The following is an 18,122-nucleotide window of genomic DNA, read 5'->3' on the forward strand; positions in this document are numbered from 1 at the left end:
ACTATGCGGGCGTGCCCATGATTACCCTGAAACTCAATGGAAAAGACCATCAACTGGATGTGACCGAGGACATGCCACTGCTGTGGGCTATCCGGGACGTGGCCGGTTACAACGGCACCAAATTCGGCTGCGGCATGGGCCTGTGCGGCGCGTGCACCATCCACATTGACGGCGCCCCGGCGCGCAGTTGCATCACGCCAATCGGCTCGGTGAAAGGGCAGGACGTCAGCACCATCGACGGGCTCCACGCTGACCCGATTGGGCAAATAGTCCAGAAGGCCTGGCTCGACACCGCCGTGGCCCAGTGCGGTTTTTGCCAGGGCGGGCAGATCATGTCCGCCACCGCCTTGCTCAAGACCAACCCCAACCCGAGCGATGAGCAGATCGAAGAAGCCATGGTTGGCAACATCTGCCGCTGTGGCACTTACAACCGAATCAAGACCGCGATCCGCCAAGCCTCCACTCACCTGAAGGAGGCCAAGGCATGAGCCGCTTGCCCAATGATTTTGTGCTGAGCAACCTCAGCCGTCGTGGCTTCCTCAAGGGCGCGAGCGCCACCGGTGTGCTGGTGCTGGCCGCCAGTTGGGGGATGCCGGATGCCTTTGCCGAGGAAAAGAAATTCGGCGCCGAGGGCATGCCCCATGGCGCGGTCGACGACCCGAAGGTGTACGTCAGCATTGCCGCCGACGGCAGCGTGACCGTGATCTGCAATCGTTCGGAAATGGGCCAGGGTGTGCGCACCAGCCTGAGCATGGTCGTGGCCGATGAGCTGGAGGCCGACTGGGCGCGGGTGAAGGTGCAACAGGCGCCGGCCGATGAGGCGCGTTTCGGCAACCAGGACACCGACGGTTCACGCAGCATGCGTCACTGGTACGAGCCGATGCGCCGTTGCGGTGCTGCCGCCCGAACCATGTTGGAGCTGGCCGCTGCCGCACAATGGAAGGTCCCGGTGGGTGAATGCCACGCCCAGCTGCACAAAGTGCTGCACCAACCTTCCGGTCGCGAATTGGCCTATGGCGAATTGGCCGCTGCCGCCAGTGCCCTGCCAGTACCGAGCCGTGACAGCTTGCGTCTCAAGCAGCCATCCGAGTTCCGTTATATCGGCAAGGAAGCGAGCCGGGCCATCGATGGCGCGGACATCGTCAATGGCCGCGCCGTGTTCGGGGCTGATGTGCATTTGGACGGCATGCTCTACGCCGTCATCGCGCGTCCGCCGGTCTATGGCGGCAAGGTCAAGAGCGTGGACAGCAGCGCGGCGCTGAAAGTAGCGGGCGTGGTCAAGGTGGTGCAGATCGAAGGACGCCCGCTACCCTCGGAGTTTCAGCCGTTGGGCGGCGTGGCGGTGGTGGCGAAGAACACCTGGGCGGCGATCAAGGGCCGTGAGGCATTGAAAATCCAGTGGGACGACGGCCCGAATGCCGCTTATGACTCCATTGCCTATCGCAAGGAGCTGGAAGCGGCGGCCCTCAAGCCCGGCAAAGTCGTACGCAGTAGCGGCGACCTCGACGACGCGCTGGCCAAGGCCGACTCGACCCTGGAAGCGGCTTACTACCTGCCGCATCTGTCCCAGTCGCCGATGGAGCCGATGGTTGCCGTCGCTCGTTTCAAGGACGGCCAATGCGAGGCCTGGGCACCGAGCCAGGCGCCGCAGGTGACTCGCGAGCGTGTCGCCGAACGCCTGGGCATTCCTTTCGAGAAGGTCACGGTGAACATCACGTTGTTGGGCGGCGGTTTCGGACGCAAGTCCAAGCCTGATTTTGTCGTCGAAGCGGCGGTGCTCGCCAAGGAGTTTCCCGGCCAGCCGATCCGGGTGCAATGGACCCGCGAGGACGACATCCATCACTCGTATTTCCATACCGTGTCAGCCGAATACCTCAAGGCCGGCCTGAACCAGGACGGCATGCCGTCGGGCTGGTTGCATCGCACCGTAGCCCCGAGCATCACCGCGCTGTTTGCACCGGGCATGACCCACGAGGCGCCGTTCGAAATAGGCATGGGCGTGACCAACATGGCCTACGCCATTCCCAACCTGCGCCTGGAGAACCCCGAGGCGGTGGCCCATGCCCGGGTGGGCTGGTATCGCTCGGTGTCGAATATCCCCCACGGGTTCGCGATCCAGAGCTTCATCGACGAGTTGGCCCACAAGGCCGGTCAGGATCCACTGAAGTACCAAGTCAAATTGCTCGGGCCGGACCGTAAGATCGATCCGCGTACCTTGAGCGAAGAATGGAACTACGGCGAATCCCCCGAGCGTTATCCGATTGATACCGCGCGGATCCGCACGGTGCTGGAAACCGCCGCGAAGGCCGCCGGTTGGGGCCGAGAACTGCCCAAAGGGCGTGGCCTGGGGCTGGCGGTGCACTACAGCTTCGTCACTTACGTGGCGGCGGTGATCGAGGTGGAGGTCAAGGACGATGGCACGGTGATCGTGCACAAGGCGGACATCGCCGTGGATTGTGGCCCGCAGATCAACCCCGAGCGCATCCGCTCCCAGTTCGAAGGCGCCTGTGTCATGGGCCTGGGTAATGCGATGGTGGGAGAAATCAGTTTCAAGGATGGCAAAGTCCAGCAGGACAATTTCCACATGTACGAAGTGGCGCGCATGTCCCTGGCGCCCAAGGAAGTGGCGGTGCATCTGGTCACTCCGCCGGGCGAGGTGCCGTTGGGCGGCGTCGGTGAACCGGGCGTGCCGCCGATCGCGCCAGCGTTGTGCAACGCGATTTTCGCCGCCACCGGCAAGCGCATCCGTAACTTGCCTGTGCGGTATCAGCTGCAAGGCTGGCAACAGGCGAAGGCCTGATGGACAGCGTTGATCTGAACGTCCTGCGCAGCGTGCTTGAATGGCGCCGCGCCGGGCAGCGGGTAGTGTTGTTCACCGTGGTGCAGACCTGGGGCACCGCACCGAGGCCGCCAGGGGCGATGCTGGCCCTGCGCGAAGATGGCGTGGTGATTGGCTCGGTGTCGGGCGGTTGTGTCGAGGATGACCTGATCGCCCGGCTTCACGACGGTCGCATTCCGGCGGACGGTCCGCCGGTGCAACTGATCACCTATGGCGTCACCCGCGAAGAGGCGGCGCGTTTCGGCCTGCCGTGCGGTGGCACCTTGCGCCTGACCGAGGAGCGGGTCGGCGATCCACAGTGGGTCGCTGAACTGTTGGAACGCTGCGAAGCCCATGAAATCGTCGCCCGTGAGCTGACCGTCGCCAATGGCAATGTGGTCCTGACCCCGGCCAGCAAGACCGATGCCCTGGTGTTCGATGGCCAGGTCCTGCGGGCCATTTACGGCCCACGTTGGCGGCTGCTGCTGATCGGCGCCGGGCAACTTTCGCGCTACGTGGCGGAAATGGCCCGGCTGCTGGACTTCGAAGTGCTGATTTGCGATCCGCGCAAGGAGTTTGTCTACGGTTGGGAAGAGCAGCATGGCCGCTTCGTCTCGGGAATGCCTGACGAGGCCGTGTTGAGCATCCAGACCGACGAACGCACCGCCATTGTGGCCCTGACCCATGATCCGCGCCTGGATGACATGGCGCTGCTCACGGCCCTGGACTCCAAGGCTTTTTATGTCGGCGCCCTGGGTTCGCGGGTCAACAGCCAGAAGCGCCGGGAAAACCTGGCTCAGCTAGGCTTGTCAGCAGAGGCCATCGAGCGCCTGCATGGGCCCATCGGCCTGCACATCGGCAGTCACACCCCGGCGGAAATCGCCTTGTCGCTGCTGGCCGAAATCGTGGCGATCAAGAATGGCGTTGAACTGCGGCAGAAAAAACCGCAGTAGGTCGCAGATGAGGAGGGAATATGTCCCAGTCGATTGGCGTGATCATTCTCGCGGCCGGATCGGGCAGCCGTTTCCGCCAGGTTGCAGGCCCGGACAAGGATAAATTGCTGGCCGATTGTACGGGGCGTGACGGTGCTGTGCGGTCGGTGATCGAGCAGGTGTTGGTGAATCTGCCTGCTTCCTTGGAAAAGCGCGTGCTGGTGACCAGCCCGGAGCGTCCGCAGGCCATTCGCATGGCCCAGGCCTACGGCTGCGATTTCGTGGAGCTGGATTCGCCCGGTTTGGGCGATAGCATTGCCGCCGGCGTCCAGGCCTGCCCGGACCTTGATGGCTGGCTGATTTTGCTCGGCGACATGCCGTTCATCCTGCCGTCGAGCATCGAGCAGGTGGTGGCGGGGATTCGCGAGGATGGCATCAGCGTGCCGGTGCTTGCAGGTGAGTATGGGCATCCGGTGGGGTTTGGTCGTGAGTTTGGAGCGAAACTGATGGCGCTCACCGGGGATCGCGGCGCCAAGGTATTGTTTGCTGGGGCGCGAGTGGTTGAAGTGCCGGTGGATGACCCAGGCGTGACGTGGGATGTTGATGTGCCTGAAGCACTGACTTTCAAATAACAGACGACGCAAAACCCTGTGGGAGCGAGCCTGCTCGCGAAAGCGGTCTGACTTCAGTATTGATGCAAGCTGACCCGGCGCTATCGCGAGCAGGCTCGCTCCCACATTGGATCTTCAATGGGCATAAGCCTTGCGCCTGGTCCGAGACCCACTGTGGATAAGTCTGAAGGCATAAAAAAGCCCCGCCTGGCATGACCAGGCGGGGCTTTTTACTGGGCAATGGAATCAGGCGTGAGGTTTAGGCTCGTGCTCTTTTTCCAGGGCTTCAGTGTGACGCGGCGCGACTTCTTCAGCGGTGTGCTGAGGTGCGTCGATTTCCGGAGCTGGTTCAACCGGGGTTTCCGCAACCGGGGCAGGGGCTGCCTCGACGGCTTCCACCACTGGTGCTGGCTCGGCAGCAGGCGCTTGAGCGGCGGCAGCGGCAGCTTGTTCGGCTTCCTTCTGCAGGCGCTCGGCTTCACGCTTGCGACGACGCACTTCACGTGGATCGTTCGGCGCGCGGCCATTCGCGGTCAGGGCGCTGGCAGGTGCAGGCGCTTCAACCGGGGCAGGTGCTTCGACGACCACGGGGGCTTCGACCACTGGAGCCGGCTCGACCACTTCTGGTTCGACCGCTTTCACTGGCTCTGGTGTCGGCTCAGGTTCGACAACCGGCGCCGGTGCAGCTGGCTCGGCGGTCCAGTTGAACGCTGTCTGCTCTTCGCGGGCAGGCTCTGGTGCCTTTTCCTCGGCCGGTGCTTCGAAGGCTGGCTCAGCGGCTGCCACTGGTTGCTCGACGACCGGTGCAGGCTCGGCGACCACTTCAGTTTCAGCAACCTGGGCTTCACGGGCCGGAGCGACTTCCACTTCTGGCGAAGCAGTGGTTTCTACCGGGGTAGTGGCTTCGACTACGGGAGCTTCGGCAACCGGCGCGCTTTCCACCGCGGCGGTGGCGCGTTCGGCTTGTTCGTGAGCCTGGGCTTCGGCCGGAGCGCTGATCGCGCTGCTGGCAACGGCCGCGGTCACGGCCAGGCCGGCAGCCAGGTCCGCAGCGCTTGGCGCTTCGGCGTTCTCGGTGGACTCGGATTCTTCCGAGCCTTCGATCACATTGCCGTTGGCGTCGCGCTGACGCTCACGACGGTTGCTGCGACGACGCTGGCCACGGGAGCGGCGGCGTGGACGATCGCCTTCGGCGGTGTCCTGGCCGTCTTCCTGCAACTGCTCTTCGGTATTCAGCACTTCTTCTTCGCTGGCAGCGGCGGCTGCCTGCTCGGCACGTGGTTGACGTTCTTCACGTGGAGGACGCGGTGCACGTTCTTCACGCGGCTGGCGGGCCGGACGCTCTTCAGCGGTGGCTGCTGCAACGGCCGGGGCGGCATCCAGTGGCTCGCGCAGTTCGCGAACACGTTCTTCACGCTCGCCACGAGGCTTGCGATCTTCACGTGGTGCGCGTGGCTGGCGTTCTTCACGCGGCGGACGCGGTGCGCGTTCTTCGCGGGCTACGGCTGGCGCTTCCTCACGGGCTTCGCGTGGCTGGCGTTCTTCACGCGGCTCACGTGGCGCACGTTCTTCACGCGGTGCACGTTCTTCGCGAGGCTTGCGTTCTTCGTCGCGACGACCGTTGCGGTTGCGGGTCTGCTGGCGACCGTTGCGGCGTTCTTCGTTGCGGGCAGGACGCTCGGTAGCGGCAGGCTTGGCGACAACGGCAGGCGCGGCAGGCTCTTCCTTGGTGGCGAACAGGCTGACCAGCGACTTCACCAGGCCCTTGAACAGGCTTGGCTCAGGCGCGGCGGCCGGGGCGGCAACCGGAGCGGCCACTTCGGTCGGAACCGGAGCGTTGGCACGGGCCGGAGCGGTCTTGACCGCTGCTTCCTGGCGAACCAGGGTGCGCGTGGCGGCAGCCGGCTGGACTTCTTCCACTTCGGCAGCAGCCGCAGCGATTTCGTAGCTGGACTGGTTGGTGTGGGCTTCCGGGCTGTCATCGCGCAGGCGCTGCACTTCAAAGTGCGGCGTCTCGAGGTGATCGTTCGGCAGGATGACGATACGGGCACGGGTGCGCAGTTCGATCTTGGTGATCGAGTTACGTTTTTCGTTGAGCAGGAACGCAGCCACCGGGATCGGCACCTGGGCGCGAACTTCGGCGGTGCGGTCTTTCAGGGCTTCTTCTTCGATCAGGCGCAGGATCGCCAGGGACAACGACTCGACGTCACGGATGATGCCGGTGCCGTTGCAACGCGGGCAGACGATGCCGCTGCTTTCGCCCAGGGACGGACGCAGGCGCTGACGGGACATTTCCAGCAGGCCGAAGCGCGAGATGCGACCGACCTGTACGCGGGCGCGGTCGGCCTCCAGGCATTCACGGACCTTTTCTTCCACGGCGCGCTGGTTCTTGGCCGGGGTCATGTCGATGAAGTCGATGACGATCAGGCCGCCGATGTCGCGCAGGCGCAACTGACGGGCGATTTCCTCGGCGGCTTCAAGGTTGGTCTGCAGGGCGGTTTCTTCGATGTCGCTGCCTTTGGTGGCGCGCGCCGAGTTGATGTCGATGGACACCAGGGCTTCGGTCGGATCGATGACGATGGAGCCGCCGGACGGCAGTTCGACGACGCGCTGGAAGGCGGTCTCGATCTGGCTTTCGATCTGGAAACGGTTGAACAGCGGAACGCTGTCTTCGTAGAGCTTGATCTTGCTGGCGTACTGCGGCATCACCTGGCGAATGAAGGTCAGGGCTTCGTCCTGGGCTTCGACGCTGTCGATCAGCACTTCGCCGATGTCCTGGCGCAGGTAATCGCGGATGGCGCGGATGATCACGTTGCTTTCCTGGTAGATCAGGAACGGCGCGGAGCGATCCAGCGAGGCTTCTTTGATGGCGGTCCACAGTTGCAGCAGGTAGTCGAGGTCCCACTGCATTTCTTCGCTGCTGCGGCCAAGGCCGGCGGTGCGAACAATCAGGCCCATGTCAGCTGGGGCGACCAGGCCATTGAGAGCTTCACGCAGTTCGTTGCGCTCTTCGCCTTCGATGCGGCGGGAAATGCCACCGGCACGCGGGTTGTTTGGCATCAGGACCAGGTAACGGCCGGCCAGGCTGATGAAGGTGGTCAGGGCGGCGCCCTTGTTGCCACGTTCTTCTTTTTCGACCTGGACGATGACTTCCTGGCCTTCGCTCAGGACGTCCTTGATATTGACGCGGCCTTCAGGGGCTTTCTTGAAGTATTCGCGGGAGATTTCTTTGAGGGGCAGGAAGCCGTGGCGCTCGGAGCCGAAATCGACAAAGGCAGCCTCAAGGCTTGGTTCGATGCGAGTAATCCGGCCTTTATAGATGTTGGCCTTCTTCTGCTCGCGTGCACCGGATTCGATATCCAGGTCGTAGAGGCGCTGGCCGTCTACCAGTGCAACACGCAACTCTTCGGGTTGAGTTGCGTTAATCAGCATTCTTTTCATGTAGTACCGTCGGTTTCCGGGCTGCCGGAAACGGCGTTCGGCACACACGACTTCTCACGGTCGGTGTCAGGTGCGTCCTGGAGATGGCAAGGCCAATCCAGTGTCCAGCGAGTTCGACCCAATGATGGCGAAGTCGCGACGGACGCGTCCTGCTTGCTGGTACTCAAGCACTCAGTCAGGAGGAGGAATCAACCGGCGTCTGTGGACGAGATGAAGCGTCTAAATATAAGCCTAGTGCTACACAGACCGACGGTTGTACATCTCCACCCTACACGTATCCCTGATAATTCGGGTGCTGCCGCGCGCAGAATCCGCAGCGGGTTGGCATTTACCGTGAGCTCCGGAAGGGGAGGTCACGCATCATGGCTAATTTAGGCGTTGTTTCCGAAGCTCTCGCTCGGGGTCGTTCGCAGCTGACTGCACTTTGTGAACTGGCCGTGAATGTGGCGCGCAAGGCGAGTCAAAACCCTGCTTTGCGGCGTATTTCAGGCCTCATGTCACCTGCGCTCGTTACACCTGCAAACTCTACCGTTACGTAGCGAAAGCCCCGTAGGACGGCCTCTCGTCCTCGTGAATTGCGTTGGTCAGGGCCGGTTTTTGACCGTTAGTCCGCTGTCCAGCCACTTTTGGCGGCGTTCGCGACTATAGCAGCAATGATTAAGTGCTTCAATTCCATAAAAAATTGTTATGATCGCCGCCATGACAACTACTGCCCCTTCGACCCCTGGCGTTCAACTGCTCGAGGTCTCGCCGGAATATGCCGGCCAACGAATCGATAATTTCCTGCTGGCCCGGCTCAAAGGCGTGCCCAAGACCTTGATCTACCGCATTTTGCGCAAAGGCGAAGTGCGGGTGAACAAAGGTCGGATCAAGCCTGAATACAAGCTCCAGGCTGGTGACGTCGTGCGCGTGCCGCCGGTTCGCGTGCCCGAGCGCGATGAGCCGGTACCCCTGGCCCAAGGGTTGCTGCAGCGCCTCGAGGCGTCGATTGTCTATGAAGACAAGGCCTTGATCGTGATCAACAAGCCGGCGGGCATTGCGGTTCACGGCGGCAGCGGCCTGAACTTCGGCGTGATCGAAGCCTTTCGTCAGTTGCGTCCGGACGCCAAGGAGCTGGAGCTGGTCCATCGCCTCGACCGCGACACCTCCGGCCTGTTGATGATCGCCAAGAAGCGCAGCATGTTGCGTCACCTGCACGAGCAATTGCGCGGCGACGGCGTCGACAAGCGCTACATGGCGCTGGTGCGTGGCCGCTGGGAAACCGCCATCAAGCAAGTCCGGGCGCCGTTGCTCAAGAGCAACCTGCGTTCCGGCGAGCGCATGGTCGAAGTCAACGAGGAGGGCAAGGAGGCGCTGACGGTGTTCAAGGTGCTGCGTCGCTTCGACGACTTCGCCACCCTGGTCGAGGCCAAGCCGGTGACCGGACGTACCCATCAGATTCGTGTCCATACCTTGCACGCCGGGCATTGCATTGCCGGTGACAGCAAATATGGCGATGACGATTTCACCAAGGAAATCCGCGATCTGGGCGGCAAGCGGCTGTTCCTCCATGCCTACATGCTGACCGTGCCGCTGCCTGATGGTGGCGAACTGAAACTGCAGGCTCCGGTGGATGACATGTGGGCCAAGACCGTGGAGCGGTTGAGTGCATCCTGACTACAAACTGCTGATCTTCGATTGGGACGGCACTCTGGCGAACTCCATTGGTCGGATCGTGGAGGCGATGCATGTCGCATCGGATCGCATGGGGTTTGCCCGGTGCGATGACTTCGCGGTCAAAGGCATCATTGGTCTCGGATTGCCGGAAGCCATCCGCAGCCTGTATCCGGCCATTGACGACGATGAACTGCTGGTTTTTCGTCAGCATTACGCTGATCGCTACATCGCGCTGGAAGCCGAGCCTTCACCATTGTTCGATGGTGTGGTGGAAACGCTCCAGGCCTTGCGTGCCGAGGGTTACCGTCTGGCGGTTGCGACCGGGAAAGCTCGTCGGGGCTTGGATCGGGTATTGAAGTCCCATGGCTGGGAGGAGTATTTCGATATCACCCGGGCTGCGGATGAAACCGCCAGCAAGCCGCATCCGTTGATGCTCGAGCAGATTCTGGCGCATTGCAACATGCGGCCGGAGCAGGCGCTGATGGTGGGGGATTCGTCATTCGACCTGCAGATGGCGCGCAATGCCGGCATGGGGTCGGTGGCGGTCAGCTACGGGGCTCAGGCCATCGAGGCTCTACGGGCATTCGAGCCGCGACTGGCCATTGATCATTTTCCTGAGTTGCACGCCTGGCTGAGCCGGCGGGCCCTTTAAGTCTTGCTAGGGATTCACCCATGACCGATGAATGGAAAGCACCTGTCAAGGCGAGCGCCGAGAATGGTGATGACAAAAGCTGGAAGCTGCTGGAGAAAACCTTGCTCGCTGGCGTGCAGGAACAGCGTCGCGCCCGTCGTTGGGGGATCTTTTTCAAGTCGCTGACCTTTATTTACCTCTTTCTTGCGCTGGCGTTGTTCACGCCGCTGATGGACATGGAAAAAAGCGCTGTCGCCGGCTCGGCGTACACCGCCTTGATCAATATCGAGGGCATGATCGCCGACAAAGAGCCTGCCAGCGCCGACAACATTGTCGGCAGCCTGCGGGCTGCCTTCGAGGATCCTAAGGTCAAGGGTGTGGTGCTACGCATCAACAGTCCGGGTGGTAGCCCGGTGCAGTCGGGGTACGTTTACGACGAGATCGTTCGGTTGCGTGCATTGCACCCGGATATCAAAGTGTATGCGGTCATTTCCGATCTAGGTGCTTCCGGCGCCTATTACATTGCCAGTGCGGCGGACCAGATCTATGCCGACAAGGCCAGCCTGGTAGGTTCCATTGGTGTGACGGCGGCAGGTTATGGTTTTGTCGGGAGCATGGAGAAACTGGGGGTGGAGCGTCGGGTATATACCTCCGGCGAGCATAAATCCTTCCTTGATCCGTTCCAGCCGCAAAAGCCCGAAGAAACCGCTTTTTGGCAAGGTGTGCTCGACACGACCCACAAGCAATTCATTGCCAGCGTCAAGAAAGGTCGGGGCGAGCGCTTGAAGGATAAGGAACATCCGGAGCTGTTCTCCGGGCTGGTCTGGTCGGGGGAGCAGGCATTGCCGCTGGGTCTGATCGATGGCTTGGGCAGTGCCAGTTCGGTGGCGCGGGATGTGATCGGCCAGAAGGATCTGGTGGACTTCACCATCGAAGAGTCGCCGTTCGACCGCTTCTCGAAAAAACTGGGGGCGAGCATTGCCGAGCATCTGGCGATGTGGATGGGGTTCCAGGGGCCAGCGTTGCGCTAATTCCTCGTTTCGCGCGATCTTCTGTGGCGAGGAGATTGCTGTGGGAGCAAAGCTTGCTCGCGATGAGCGATAACTCGGCTAGCCTGTATCATCACGGCGCCTGCATCGCGGGCAAGCCTTGCTCCCACAAATGAAGCCCTTCGCCACGCATGTATGTTGGATCAGGGAATCTGCACACCCTCGGCCAGCAACATATCCACAAGACGAATCAGCGGCAGGCCGATCAGGCTGGTGGCGTCCGGCCCTTCGGTGCTCTGGAACAGGCTCACGCCCAGCCCCTCGGCCTTGAAGCTGCCGGCGCAGTCATAGGGTTGCTCGGCCCGCAGGTAGCGTTCGACGCGCTCGGGGTCCAGCAAGCGCATGTTCACGGTAAACGGCACGCAGTCGACCTGGCAGCTGCCGGTCTGGCTGTTGAGCAGTGCCAGGCCGGTCAGGAACGTGACCTTGGCGCCGCTGGCGGCCAGCAGTTGTTCGCGAGCGTTTTCGAAGGTGTGAGGCTTGCCCAGGATGCGTTCGCCGAGCACGGCGACCTGGTCTGAGCCGATGATCAGGTGCGCCGGGTGGCTGTCAGCCAATGCCAGGGCTTTTTCCCGGGCCAGGCGTTTGACCAGTTCGAGGGCGCTCTCGCCGGGGCGATGGCTTTCGTCGATGTCGGGTGAGCTGCAGACGAACGGCAGTCCCAGGCGGGCAAGCAATTCCCGGCGATAGACCGAGCTTGAGGCAAGTAATAAAGGCAGCATGGGCAGCTCCTGGAGGCAGGGGCGAATTCTAGCGAGGTGCGCAAGTGACGGACAGGGCTGAATTTCCTTTGACATGGCCGGGGGCATCCCTATAATGCTGCGCCTATGTTGAATGACCCGATTCCACCTCACGTTGACCCGCGCAAATTGGCTGACCGTGGCACCACCCTTCAAGGTGAACTGCTGCTGGCCGATTTGAAGAGACTCTGCGACCCGCTTTCCGACGATGTCGGTACGGTCCAGGCCAAATTCGTTTTTGAACGAGATGAACGTAAATCTGTGGTTATCCACAGCTTTATCGACACTGAAGTCAAAATGGTTTGCCAGCGTTGTCTTGAGCTGGTCACCCTGCCGATCCACAGCGAATGCAGTTACGCCGTGGTGAAGGAGGGTGCGAATACCCAGTCGTTGCCGAAAGGTTATGACGTGCTGGAACTGGGCGAAGATCCATTGGATCTGCAGTCACTGATCGAGGAGGAGCTTCTGCTCGCCTTGCCCATTGTGCCTGCTCATCATCCGGAAGAATGCCAGCAGCCGGCGGGAGCAGATGAGCCCGAACCGAGCGAGGACGAGGTAACGCGGTCCAACCCGTTCAGTGTATTGGCGCAGTTAAAGCGTGACCCAAACGTTTAGGAGTTAATCAATTATGGCTGTTCAGCAGAACAAAAAATCCCGCTCTGCCCGTGACATGCGCCGTTCCCACGACGCTCTCGAGGCTAGCACCCTGTCTGTAGAAAAAACCACTGGTGAAGTTCACCTGCGTCACCACGTATCGCCAGAAGGCGTATACCGTGGCCGTAAAGTGATCGACAAGGGCGCTGACGAGTAATCACTTGTCCGCTCAAGTCATCGCGATTGACGCAATGGGCGGGGACTTCGGTCCCCGCAGCATTGTTCAGGCCAGCCTTGCTTGTCTGAATGCTACACCCTCGTTGCACCTGACCCTCGTCGGTCAATCCTCCCTTCTAGAAGAAATGCTCAGCGGCCAATCGGCTGTGGATCGTGCGCGCCTGACCATTTTCCCGGCGTCCGAAATCATCGCCATGGACGAAAAACCGGCCCAGGCCCTGCGCGGCAAGCCTGACGCCTCGATGCGGGTAGCGCTTGAGCTTCTGCGCGATGGCAAAGCCCAGGCATGTGTCAGTGCCGGCAATACCGGTGCGCTGATGGCGCTGTCGCGCTATGTGCTCAAGACCTTGCCGGGTATCGATCGGCCTGCGATGGTGGCGGCGATCCCGACCCAGCGCGGGATCTGCCAGTTGCTCGACCTGGGGGCCAACGTCGATTGCAGTGCCGAGCATTTGCTGCAATTTGCGGTGATGGGCTCGGTAGCGGCTGAAACCCTGGGCGTCGTGCGTCCTCGTGTGGCATTGCTGAACATCGGCACCGAAGACATCAAGGGCAACCAGCAAGTCAAGCTGGCGGCCACGCTATTGCAGGGTGCGCGGGGTATCAACTACATCGGCTTCGTCGAAGGCGATGGCTTGTACCGTGGCGAGGCCGATGTGGTGGTATGCGATGGCTTCGTTGGCAATATCCTGCTCAAGTCCAGCGAGGGGCTGGCCACCATGATTGGCCAGCGTATCGAGACCTTGTTCAAGCAAAGTCTGGTCTCGCGGGCAGTCGGTGCCCTGGCGTTGCCGTTGATGCGTCGGTTGCAGGCGGACCTGGCGCCGGCGCGGCACAACGGTGCGAGTTTCCTCGGGTTGCAGGGTATCGTGATCAAGAGCCATGGTTCGGCGGGCGTGCAGGGTTTCCAGAGTGCGATCAACCGAGCGGTGATCGAAATCCAGGAGAACCTGCCGGAGCGCCTGCATGGTCGCCTTGAGGATTTGTTAACTTAGGCGTTTTCGTCCGACAATGCTTAAATGTGACCGGTCGGTTTGAGCCGCCATCCAACTCTCAGTTTCCTAGCGCCCCCAGGGGCGTCAATTTTTGACGACAAGATCATTAGGGGCTTTGTTTTCATGTCTGCTTCCCTCGCATTCGTCTTTCCAGGACAGGGCTCGCAGTCCCTCGGCATGCTGGCCGAGCTGGGCGCGCAATACCCGTTGATCCTCGAAACATTCAAAGAAGCTTCCGATGCGCTCGGCTATGACCTCTGGGCGCTGACCCAGCAAGGGCCGGAAGAGCGCCTCAATCAAACTGACAAAACCCAGCCGGCCATCCTGACCGCCTCGATCGCTCTGTGGCGCCTGTGGCTGGCTGAAGGCGGCGCGCGCCCGGCGTTCGTCGCCGGTCACAGCCTGGGCGAATACAGCGCCCTCGTAGCCGCTGGCAGCCTGAGCCTGGGCGACGCGGTGAAACTGGTGGAGCGTCGTGGCCAGTTGATGCAGGAGGCTGTTCCGGCCGGGCAGGGCGGCATGGCCGCGATCCTCGGCCTGGAAGACGCCGATGTGCTGGCCGCCTGTGCTGAAGCGGCGCAAGGCGATGTGGTCAGTGCGGTGAACTTCAACTCCCCGGGCCAGGTGGTCATCGCCGGTGCCAAGGCGGCTGTCGAGCGCGCCATCGAAGGTTGCAAGGCCCGTGGTGCCAAGCGCGCCATGCCGCTGCCGGTCAGCGTGCCGTCGCACTGCGAGCTGATGCGTCCGGCTGCCGAGCGCTTTGCCGAATCCATTGCCGCCATCGACTGGCAGGCCCCGCAGATTCCCGTGGTGCAGAACGTCAGCGCCAACGTGGCGCCGGATCTCGAGACCCTCAAGCGTGATCTGCTGGAGCAACTCTACAAGCCGGTTCGCTGGGTCGAATCGGTACAGACCCTGGCGGCCAAGGGCGCGACCGAACTGGTCGAATGCGGTCCTGGTAAAGTGCTGGCAGGCCTGAACAAACGCTGCGCCGAAGGCGTGTCGACTTCCAATCTCAACACCCCAGACGCCTTCGCTGCCGCCCGTGCAGCGCAGGCCTGAACAGGAGAAGCTTGCATGAGTCTGCAAGGTAAAGTTGCACTGGTGACCGGTGCAAGCCGTGGCATCGGCCAGGCCATTGCCCTGGAACTGGGTCGTCAAGGCGCCATCGTTGTTGGCACCGCGACTTCCGCTTCGGGCGCCGAGCGTATCGCTGCGACCCTGAAGGAAAATGGCATCCAGGGCACCGGTCTTGAGCTGAACGTCACCAGCGACGAATCCGTTGCGGCGGTGCTGGCAAGCATTCAGGAGCAGTTCGGTGCGCCGGCGATCCTGGTCAATAATGCCGGTATCACTCGCGATAACCTGATGATGCGCATGAAAGATGACGAATGGTTCGATGTGATCGACACCAACCTGAACAGTCTGTACCGGCTGTCCAAGGGCGTTTTGCGTGGCATGACCAAGGCCCGTTGGGGACGAATTATCAGTATTGGCTCGGTTGTGGGTGCCATGGGCAACGCAGGCCAAGTAAACTATGCTGCGGCGAAGGCCGGTCTGGAAGGTTTCAGCCGTGCGTTGGCGCGTGAAGTGGGTTCGCGCTCGATTACGGTAAACTCGGTCGCACCGGGTTTCATCGATACCGACATGACCCGCGAACTGCCAGAAGCACAGCGTGAAGCCTTGTTGACACAGATTCCGCTGGGTCGTCTGGGGCAAGCTCAAGAAATCGCGTCCGTGGTCGCTTTTCTTGCGTCGGACGGTGCGGCATACGTGACCGGGGCTACAATCCCGGTAAACGGCGGGATGTACATGAGTTAAATGTGACGGATTGCTTCAAAAAAATGTCATACGAGCTGTCTAAAATCCGTTATAAAGCTGCAATCAATTTATAGACGGCGGGCCGCGGGGTCTGAGGAGTGAAGCTTTCGGTTGAAAAACCGAAAAGTTCTTCTATACACTTACCCACCGGCCAGCTGCCTGAATTTGTCCATTAGGAGTGAAAACAAGGTATGAGCACCATCGAAGAGCGCGTCAAGAAAATCGTTGCCGAGCAACTGGGCGTTAAAGAAGAAGAAGTTGTGAACACCGCTTCCTTCGTTGAAGACCTGGGTGCCGACTCCCTTGACACCGTTGAGCTGGTGATGGCTCTGGAAGAGGAATTCGAGACCGAGATTCCTGACGAAGAAGCTGAGAAGATCACTACTGTACAAGCTGCTATCGACTACGTTACCAGCCATCAGGCGTAATTGTTTTTAGTCGTCGCTAGCTGTCATGGAAAAACCGCACTGCCGTCACGGCGTGCGGTTTTTTCTTTAGGCCTGATGCAAAGTCGTCATTAGAAAAAGGAGAGTGCTGTGTCGCGTAGACGCGTCGTAGTCACCGGTATGGGTATGTTGTCGCCACTGGGCACGGATGTGCCGAGCAGTTGGCAGGGCATTCTGGCTGGCCGCAGTGGCATTGGTCTGATCGAACACACCGACCTTTCTGCCTATTCCACCCGTTTTGGCGGCTCGGTAAAGGGCTTCAATGTCGAGGAATACCTGTCGGTCAAGGAAGCCCGCAAGCTCGACCTGTTCATTCAATACGGCCTGGCAGCCGGTTTCCAGGCAGTGCGTAATGCTGGCCTGGAGGTCACCGACGCCAACCGTGAACGCATCGGCGTGGCCATGGGTTCGGGTATTGGCGGCTTGACCAATATCGAAGAAACCAGCCGCACGCTGCACGATTCGGGGCCGCGTCGGATTTCTCCGTTCTTCGTGCCGGGTTCGATCATCAACATGATTTCCGGTTTCCTGTCCATCCACCTGGGTGCCCAGGGACCCAACTACGCCATTGCCACGGCGTGCACCACTGGTACCCACTGCATCGGCATGGCCGCGCGCAACATCATGTACGACGAAGCCGACGTGATGATTGCCGGTGGCGCTGAAATGGCCGCTTGCGGCCTCGGCATGGGCGGTTTCGGCGCGTCCCGTGCGCTGTCGACCCGCAACGATGAGCCCGCCCGCGCGAGTCGGCCATGGGACAAGGGGCGCGATGGCTTCGTACTGTCCGACGGTGCCGGTGCGCTGGTGCTCGAGGAGCTGGAACACGCCAAGGCCCGCGGCGCGACCATCTATGCCGAACTGATCGGCTTTGGCACCAGTGGCGATGCGTACCACATGACCTCGCCACCGGCCGATGGTGCCGGTGCGGCCCGTTGCATCGCCAATGCCTTGCGTGACGCGAAAATCAACGGTGAGCAGGTGCAGTACATCAACGCCCACGGCACTTCGACCCCGGCCGGCGACCTGGCCGAAGCCCAGGCGATCAAGACCGTGTTTGGCGAGCACGCGTACAAGCTGGCGGTCAGTTCGACCAAGTCCATGACCGGTCACCTGCTGGGTGCGGCAGGGGCGGTGGAAGCGATCTTCAGCGTCCTGGCGATCAACAGCCAGACGGCGCCGCCGACCATCAACCTCGATGAGCCGGACGAAGGCTGCGACCTGGACTTCGTGCCGCACACCGCCCGCAGCATGGATATCGATGTGGTGCTGTCCAACTCCTTCGGCTTTGGCGGGACCAACGGTTCGCTGGTGTTCCGCCGGTTCGCCGGTTGATGGAAAGCTGGGTCGACGGTCAGCCGGCCGACGTCCTGTCGCTGAAAGATCGCGGCCTGGCTTATGGCGATGGGTTGTTCGAGACCATCGCCGTGCACGACGGCGGGCCCGTGTTGCTGGACCGTCACCTGCAACGCCTGGAGAGAGGTTGCCGGCGGTTGGCGCTCAATGTCGACATGAACGCGTTGAGCGCTGAGCTTAGTGCCTACGCCCGGGGGCTGGGTAACGGCGTGCTGAAGCTGATCGTGACCCGTGGCGACAGTCTGCGCGGTTATGCCGCTGATCCCTTGGCCATGGCCCGGCGCATCCTGCAAGGGAGTCCGCCGGCCGCTTATCCCTCGACCCATGCCGAACAAGGCATTCGCCTGTTTGCTTGTACCGTGCGCTTGTCCGAGCAGCCCTTGCTCGCCGGCCTCAAGCATCTCAATCGCCTTGAACAGGTGCTGGCCCGTGCCGAATGGGCCGACTCGGAACATGCCGAAGGCTTGATGCTGGATACGTCCGGACGGGTGATCGAGGGGGTGTTCAGCAACCTGTTCCTGGTGCGCGATGGCGTATTGTTCACGGCGGACTTGAGCCGTTGCGGCGTGGCCGGTGTAATGCGCGCGGAATTATTGTTTCAAGCCAAGTCCCAAGGCATCGCCACGCAAATCACGGACATCAGCCTCGAACAGTTGCACCAGGCCGATGAAGTCTTCGTCTGCAACAGCGTGTATGGCGTGTGGCCGGTACGTGGATGCGGTTCGGCGCGCTGGTCGGTTGGCCCGCTCACCCGTAAACTGCAGACCCTTGCCCGTGCGCTACTGGATGCTTGAT

Annotated in this window: 17 protein-coding genes; 15 read left to right on the forward strand and 2 right to left on the reverse strand. The window is 61.5% G+C overall.

Features of this window, described 5'->3' with window-relative positions; translation table 11 throughout:
• The first annotated feature begins 17 nt into the window (after positions 1-17).
• Genes GN234_RS26900 through GN234_RS26915 form a run of 4 tightly spaced genes read left to right on the forward strand, consistent with a single transcriptional unit; the run spans position 18 to position 4,382 of the window.
• Complete coding sequence (locus GN234_RS26900; RefSeq protein WP_109754395.1) at positions 18-488, forward strand: (2Fe-2S)-binding protein; 471 nt, start codon at positions 18-20, stop codon at positions 486-488.
• A complete protein-coding gene (locus GN234_RS26905) occupies positions 485-2,800 on the forward strand; it encodes a xanthine dehydrogenase family protein molybdopterin-binding subunit (protein WP_109754394.1) in 2,316 nt (771 codons plus the stop codon). Before GN234_RS26900 ends, GN234_RS26905 begins: the two co-directional genes overlap by 4 nt.
• Positions 2,800-3,771: an XdhC family protein gene (locus tag GN234_RS26910; RefSeq protein ID WP_109754393.1), complete on the forward strand. Its 972-nt coding sequence runs from the start codon at positions 2,800-2,802 to the stop codon at positions 3,769-3,771. The genes GN234_RS26905 and GN234_RS26910 overlap by 1 nt, the downstream gene beginning before the upstream one ends.
• Positions 3,772-3,791: 20 nt before the next feature.
• Positions 3,792-4,382, forward strand: a complete 591-nt coding sequence (locus GN234_RS26915; RefSeq protein ID WP_176689317.1) for a nucleotidyltransferase family protein — start codon at positions 3,792-3,794, stop codon at positions 4,380-4,382.
• Between the two features lie 225 nt (positions 4,383-4,607).
• On the opposite strand, the gene rne is transcribed toward GN234_RS26915, so the two are convergent.
• Positions 4,608-7,802, reverse strand: a complete 3,195-nt coding sequence (gene rne / locus GN234_RS26920) for a ribonuclease E (RefSeq protein WP_371925597.1) — start codon at positions 7,800-7,802, stop codon at positions 4,608-4,610.
• A 699-nt stretch (positions 7,803-8,501) separates the two neighbouring features.
• Between rne and rluC the strand changes: the two genes are divergently transcribed.
• The 3 genes from rluC to GN234_RS26935 are packed head-to-tail and all read left to right on the forward strand — an operon-like array spanning position 8,502 to position 11,120.
• The gene (gene rluC / locus GN234_RS26925) at positions 8,502-9,458 is read left to right on the forward strand and encodes a 23S rRNA pseudouridine(955/2504/2580) synthase RluC (protein WP_109754528.1); all 957 of its coding nucleotides are present in this window, start codon (positions 8,502-8,504) and stop codon (positions 9,456-9,458) included.
• Positions 9,448-10,110 carry an HAD-IIIA family hydrolase gene (locus GN234_RS26930; RefSeq protein WP_109754390.1) on the forward strand — a complete coding sequence of 221 codons (663 nt, stop codon included), beginning with the start codon at positions 9,448-9,450 and terminating at the stop codon, positions 10,108-10,110. Before rluC ends, GN234_RS26930 begins: the two co-directional genes overlap by 11 nt.
• A gap of 20 nt (positions 10,111-10,130) precedes the next feature.
• The gene (locus GN234_RS26935) at positions 10,131-11,120 is read left to right on the forward strand and encodes a S49 family peptidase (RefSeq protein WP_109754389.1); all 990 of its coding nucleotides are present in this window, start codon (positions 10,131-10,133) and stop codon (positions 11,118-11,120) included.
• A gap of 161 nt (positions 11,121-11,281) precedes the next feature.
• On the opposite strand, the gene GN234_RS26940 is transcribed toward GN234_RS26935, so the two are convergent.
• Positions 11,282-11,860 (reverse strand): Maf family protein, encoded by a 579-nt coding sequence (locus GN234_RS26940; protein ID WP_176689318.1) that lies wholly within the window; start codon positions 11,858-11,860, stop codon positions 11,282-11,284.
• A gap of 105 nt (positions 11,861-11,965) precedes the next feature.
• Between GN234_RS26940 and GN234_RS26945 the strand changes: the two genes are divergently transcribed.
• The 8 genes from GN234_RS26945 to pabC all read left to right on the forward strand — a co-directional run bounded on the left by GN234_RS26945 (position 11,966) and on the right by pabC (position 18,121).
• Positions 11,966-12,493 (forward strand): YceD family protein, encoded by a 528-nt coding sequence (locus tag GN234_RS26945; RefSeq protein ID WP_003204262.1) that lies wholly within the window; start codon positions 11,966-11,968, stop codon positions 12,491-12,493.
• A 13-nt stretch (positions 12,494-12,506) separates the two neighbouring features.
• Positions 12,507-12,689: a 50S ribosomal protein L32 gene (gene rpmF, locus GN234_RS26950; RefSeq protein WP_003179396.1), complete on the forward strand. Its 183-nt coding sequence runs from the start codon at positions 12,507-12,509 to the stop codon at positions 12,687-12,689.
• A 4-nt stretch (positions 12,690-12,693) separates the two neighbouring features.
• Positions 12,694-13,704, forward strand: coding sequence for a phosphate acyltransferase PlsX (gene plsX, locus GN234_RS26955; RefSeq protein WP_109754387.1), 1,011 nt, complete (start codon positions 12,694-12,696; stop codon positions 13,702-13,704).
• A 123-nt stretch (positions 13,705-13,827) separates the two neighbouring features.
• Entirely contained in the window at positions 13,828-14,766 is a 939-nt protein-coding gene (fabD, locus tag GN234_RS26960; RefSeq protein WP_003204258.1) for an ACP S-malonyltransferase, read from the forward strand.
• A 15-nt stretch (positions 14,767-14,781) separates the two neighbouring features.
• Positions 14,782-15,525 carry a 3-oxoacyl-ACP reductase FabG gene (gene fabG, locus GN234_RS26965; RefSeq protein WP_109754385.1) on the forward strand — a complete coding sequence of 248 codons (744 nt, stop codon included), beginning with the start codon at positions 14,782-14,784 and terminating at the stop codon, positions 15,523-15,525.
• A 191-nt stretch (positions 15,526-15,716) separates the two neighbouring features.
• Complete coding sequence (gene acpP, locus GN234_RS26970) at positions 15,717-15,953, forward strand: acyl carrier protein (protein WP_003175607.1); 237 nt, start codon at positions 15,717-15,719, stop codon at positions 15,951-15,953.
• Positions 15,954-16,061: 108 nt separating this feature from the next.
• The gene (gene fabF / locus GN234_RS26975) at positions 16,062-17,306 is read left to right on the forward strand and encodes a beta-ketoacyl-ACP synthase II (RefSeq protein ID WP_109754384.1); all 1,245 of its coding nucleotides are present in this window, start codon (positions 16,062-16,064) and stop codon (positions 17,304-17,306) included.
• Positions 17,306-18,121 (forward strand): aminodeoxychorismate lyase, encoded by an 816-nt coding sequence (gene pabC / locus GN234_RS26980; RefSeq protein ID WP_176689319.1) that lies wholly within the window; start codon positions 17,306-17,308, stop codon positions 18,119-18,121. The genes fabF and pabC overlap by 1 nt, the downstream gene beginning before the upstream one ends.
• Position 18,122 lies beyond the last annotated feature (1 nt).

Source organism: Pseudomonas bijieensis, from assembly GCF_013347965.1.
GTDB classification, from domain to species: Bacteria; Pseudomonadota; Gammaproteobacteria; order Pseudomonadales; family Pseudomonadaceae; genus Aquipseudomonas; species Aquipseudomonas bijieensis.

Bases quoted from the DNA above. Each gene is read 5' to 3' on its own strand.
- GN234_RS26900 (WP_109754395.1), top strand. From the start codon at position 18: ATGATTACCCTGAAACTCAATGGAAAAGACCATCAACTGGATGTGACC.
- GN234_RS26905 (WP_109754394.1), top strand. From the start codon at position 485: ATGAGCCGCTTGCCCAATGATTTTGTGCTGAGCAACCTCAGCCGTCGT.
- GN234_RS26910 (WP_109754393.1), top strand. From the start codon at position 2,800: ATGGACAGCGTTGATCTGAACGTCCTGCGCAGCGTGCTTGAATGGCGC.
- GN234_RS26915 (WP_176689317.1), top strand. From the start codon at position 3,792: ATGTCCCAGTCGATTGGCGTGATCATTCTCGCGGCCGGATCGGGCAGC.
- rne (WP_371925597.1), bottom strand. From the start codon at position 7,802: ATGAAAAGAATGCTGATTAACGCAACTCAACCCGAAGAGTTGCGTGTT.
- rluC (WP_109754528.1), top strand. From the start codon at position 8,502: ATGACAACTACTGCCCCTTCGACCCCTGGCGTTCAACTGCTCGAGGTC.
- GN234_RS26935 (WP_109754389.1), top strand. From the start codon at position 10,131: ATGACCGATGAATGGAAAGCACCTGTCAAGGCGAGCGCCGAGAATGGT.
- GN234_RS26940 (WP_176689318.1), bottom strand. From the start codon at position 11,860: ATGCTGCCTTTATTACTTGCCTCAAGCTCGGTCTATCGCCGGGAATTG.
- GN234_RS26945 (WP_003204262.1), top strand. From the start codon at position 11,966: ATGTTGAATGACCCGATTCCACCTCACGTTGACCCGCGCAAATTGGCT.
- rpmF (WP_003179396.1), top strand. From the start codon at position 12,507: ATGGCTGTTCAGCAGAACAAAAAATCCCGCTCTGCCCGTGACATGCGC.
- fabD (WP_003204258.1), top strand. From the start codon at position 13,828: ATGTCTGCTTCCCTCGCATTCGTCTTTCCAGGACAGGGCTCGCAGTCC.
- fabG (WP_109754385.1), top strand. From the start codon at position 14,782: ATGAGTCTGCAAGGTAAAGTTGCACTGGTGACCGGTGCAAGCCGTGGC.
- acpP (WP_003175607.1), top strand. From the start codon at position 15,717: ATGAGCACCATCGAAGAGCGCGTCAAGAAAATCGTTGCCGAGCAACTG.
- pabC (WP_176689319.1), top strand. From the start codon at position 17,306: ATGGAAAGCTGGGTCGACGGTCAGCCGGCCGACGTCCTGTCGCTGAAA.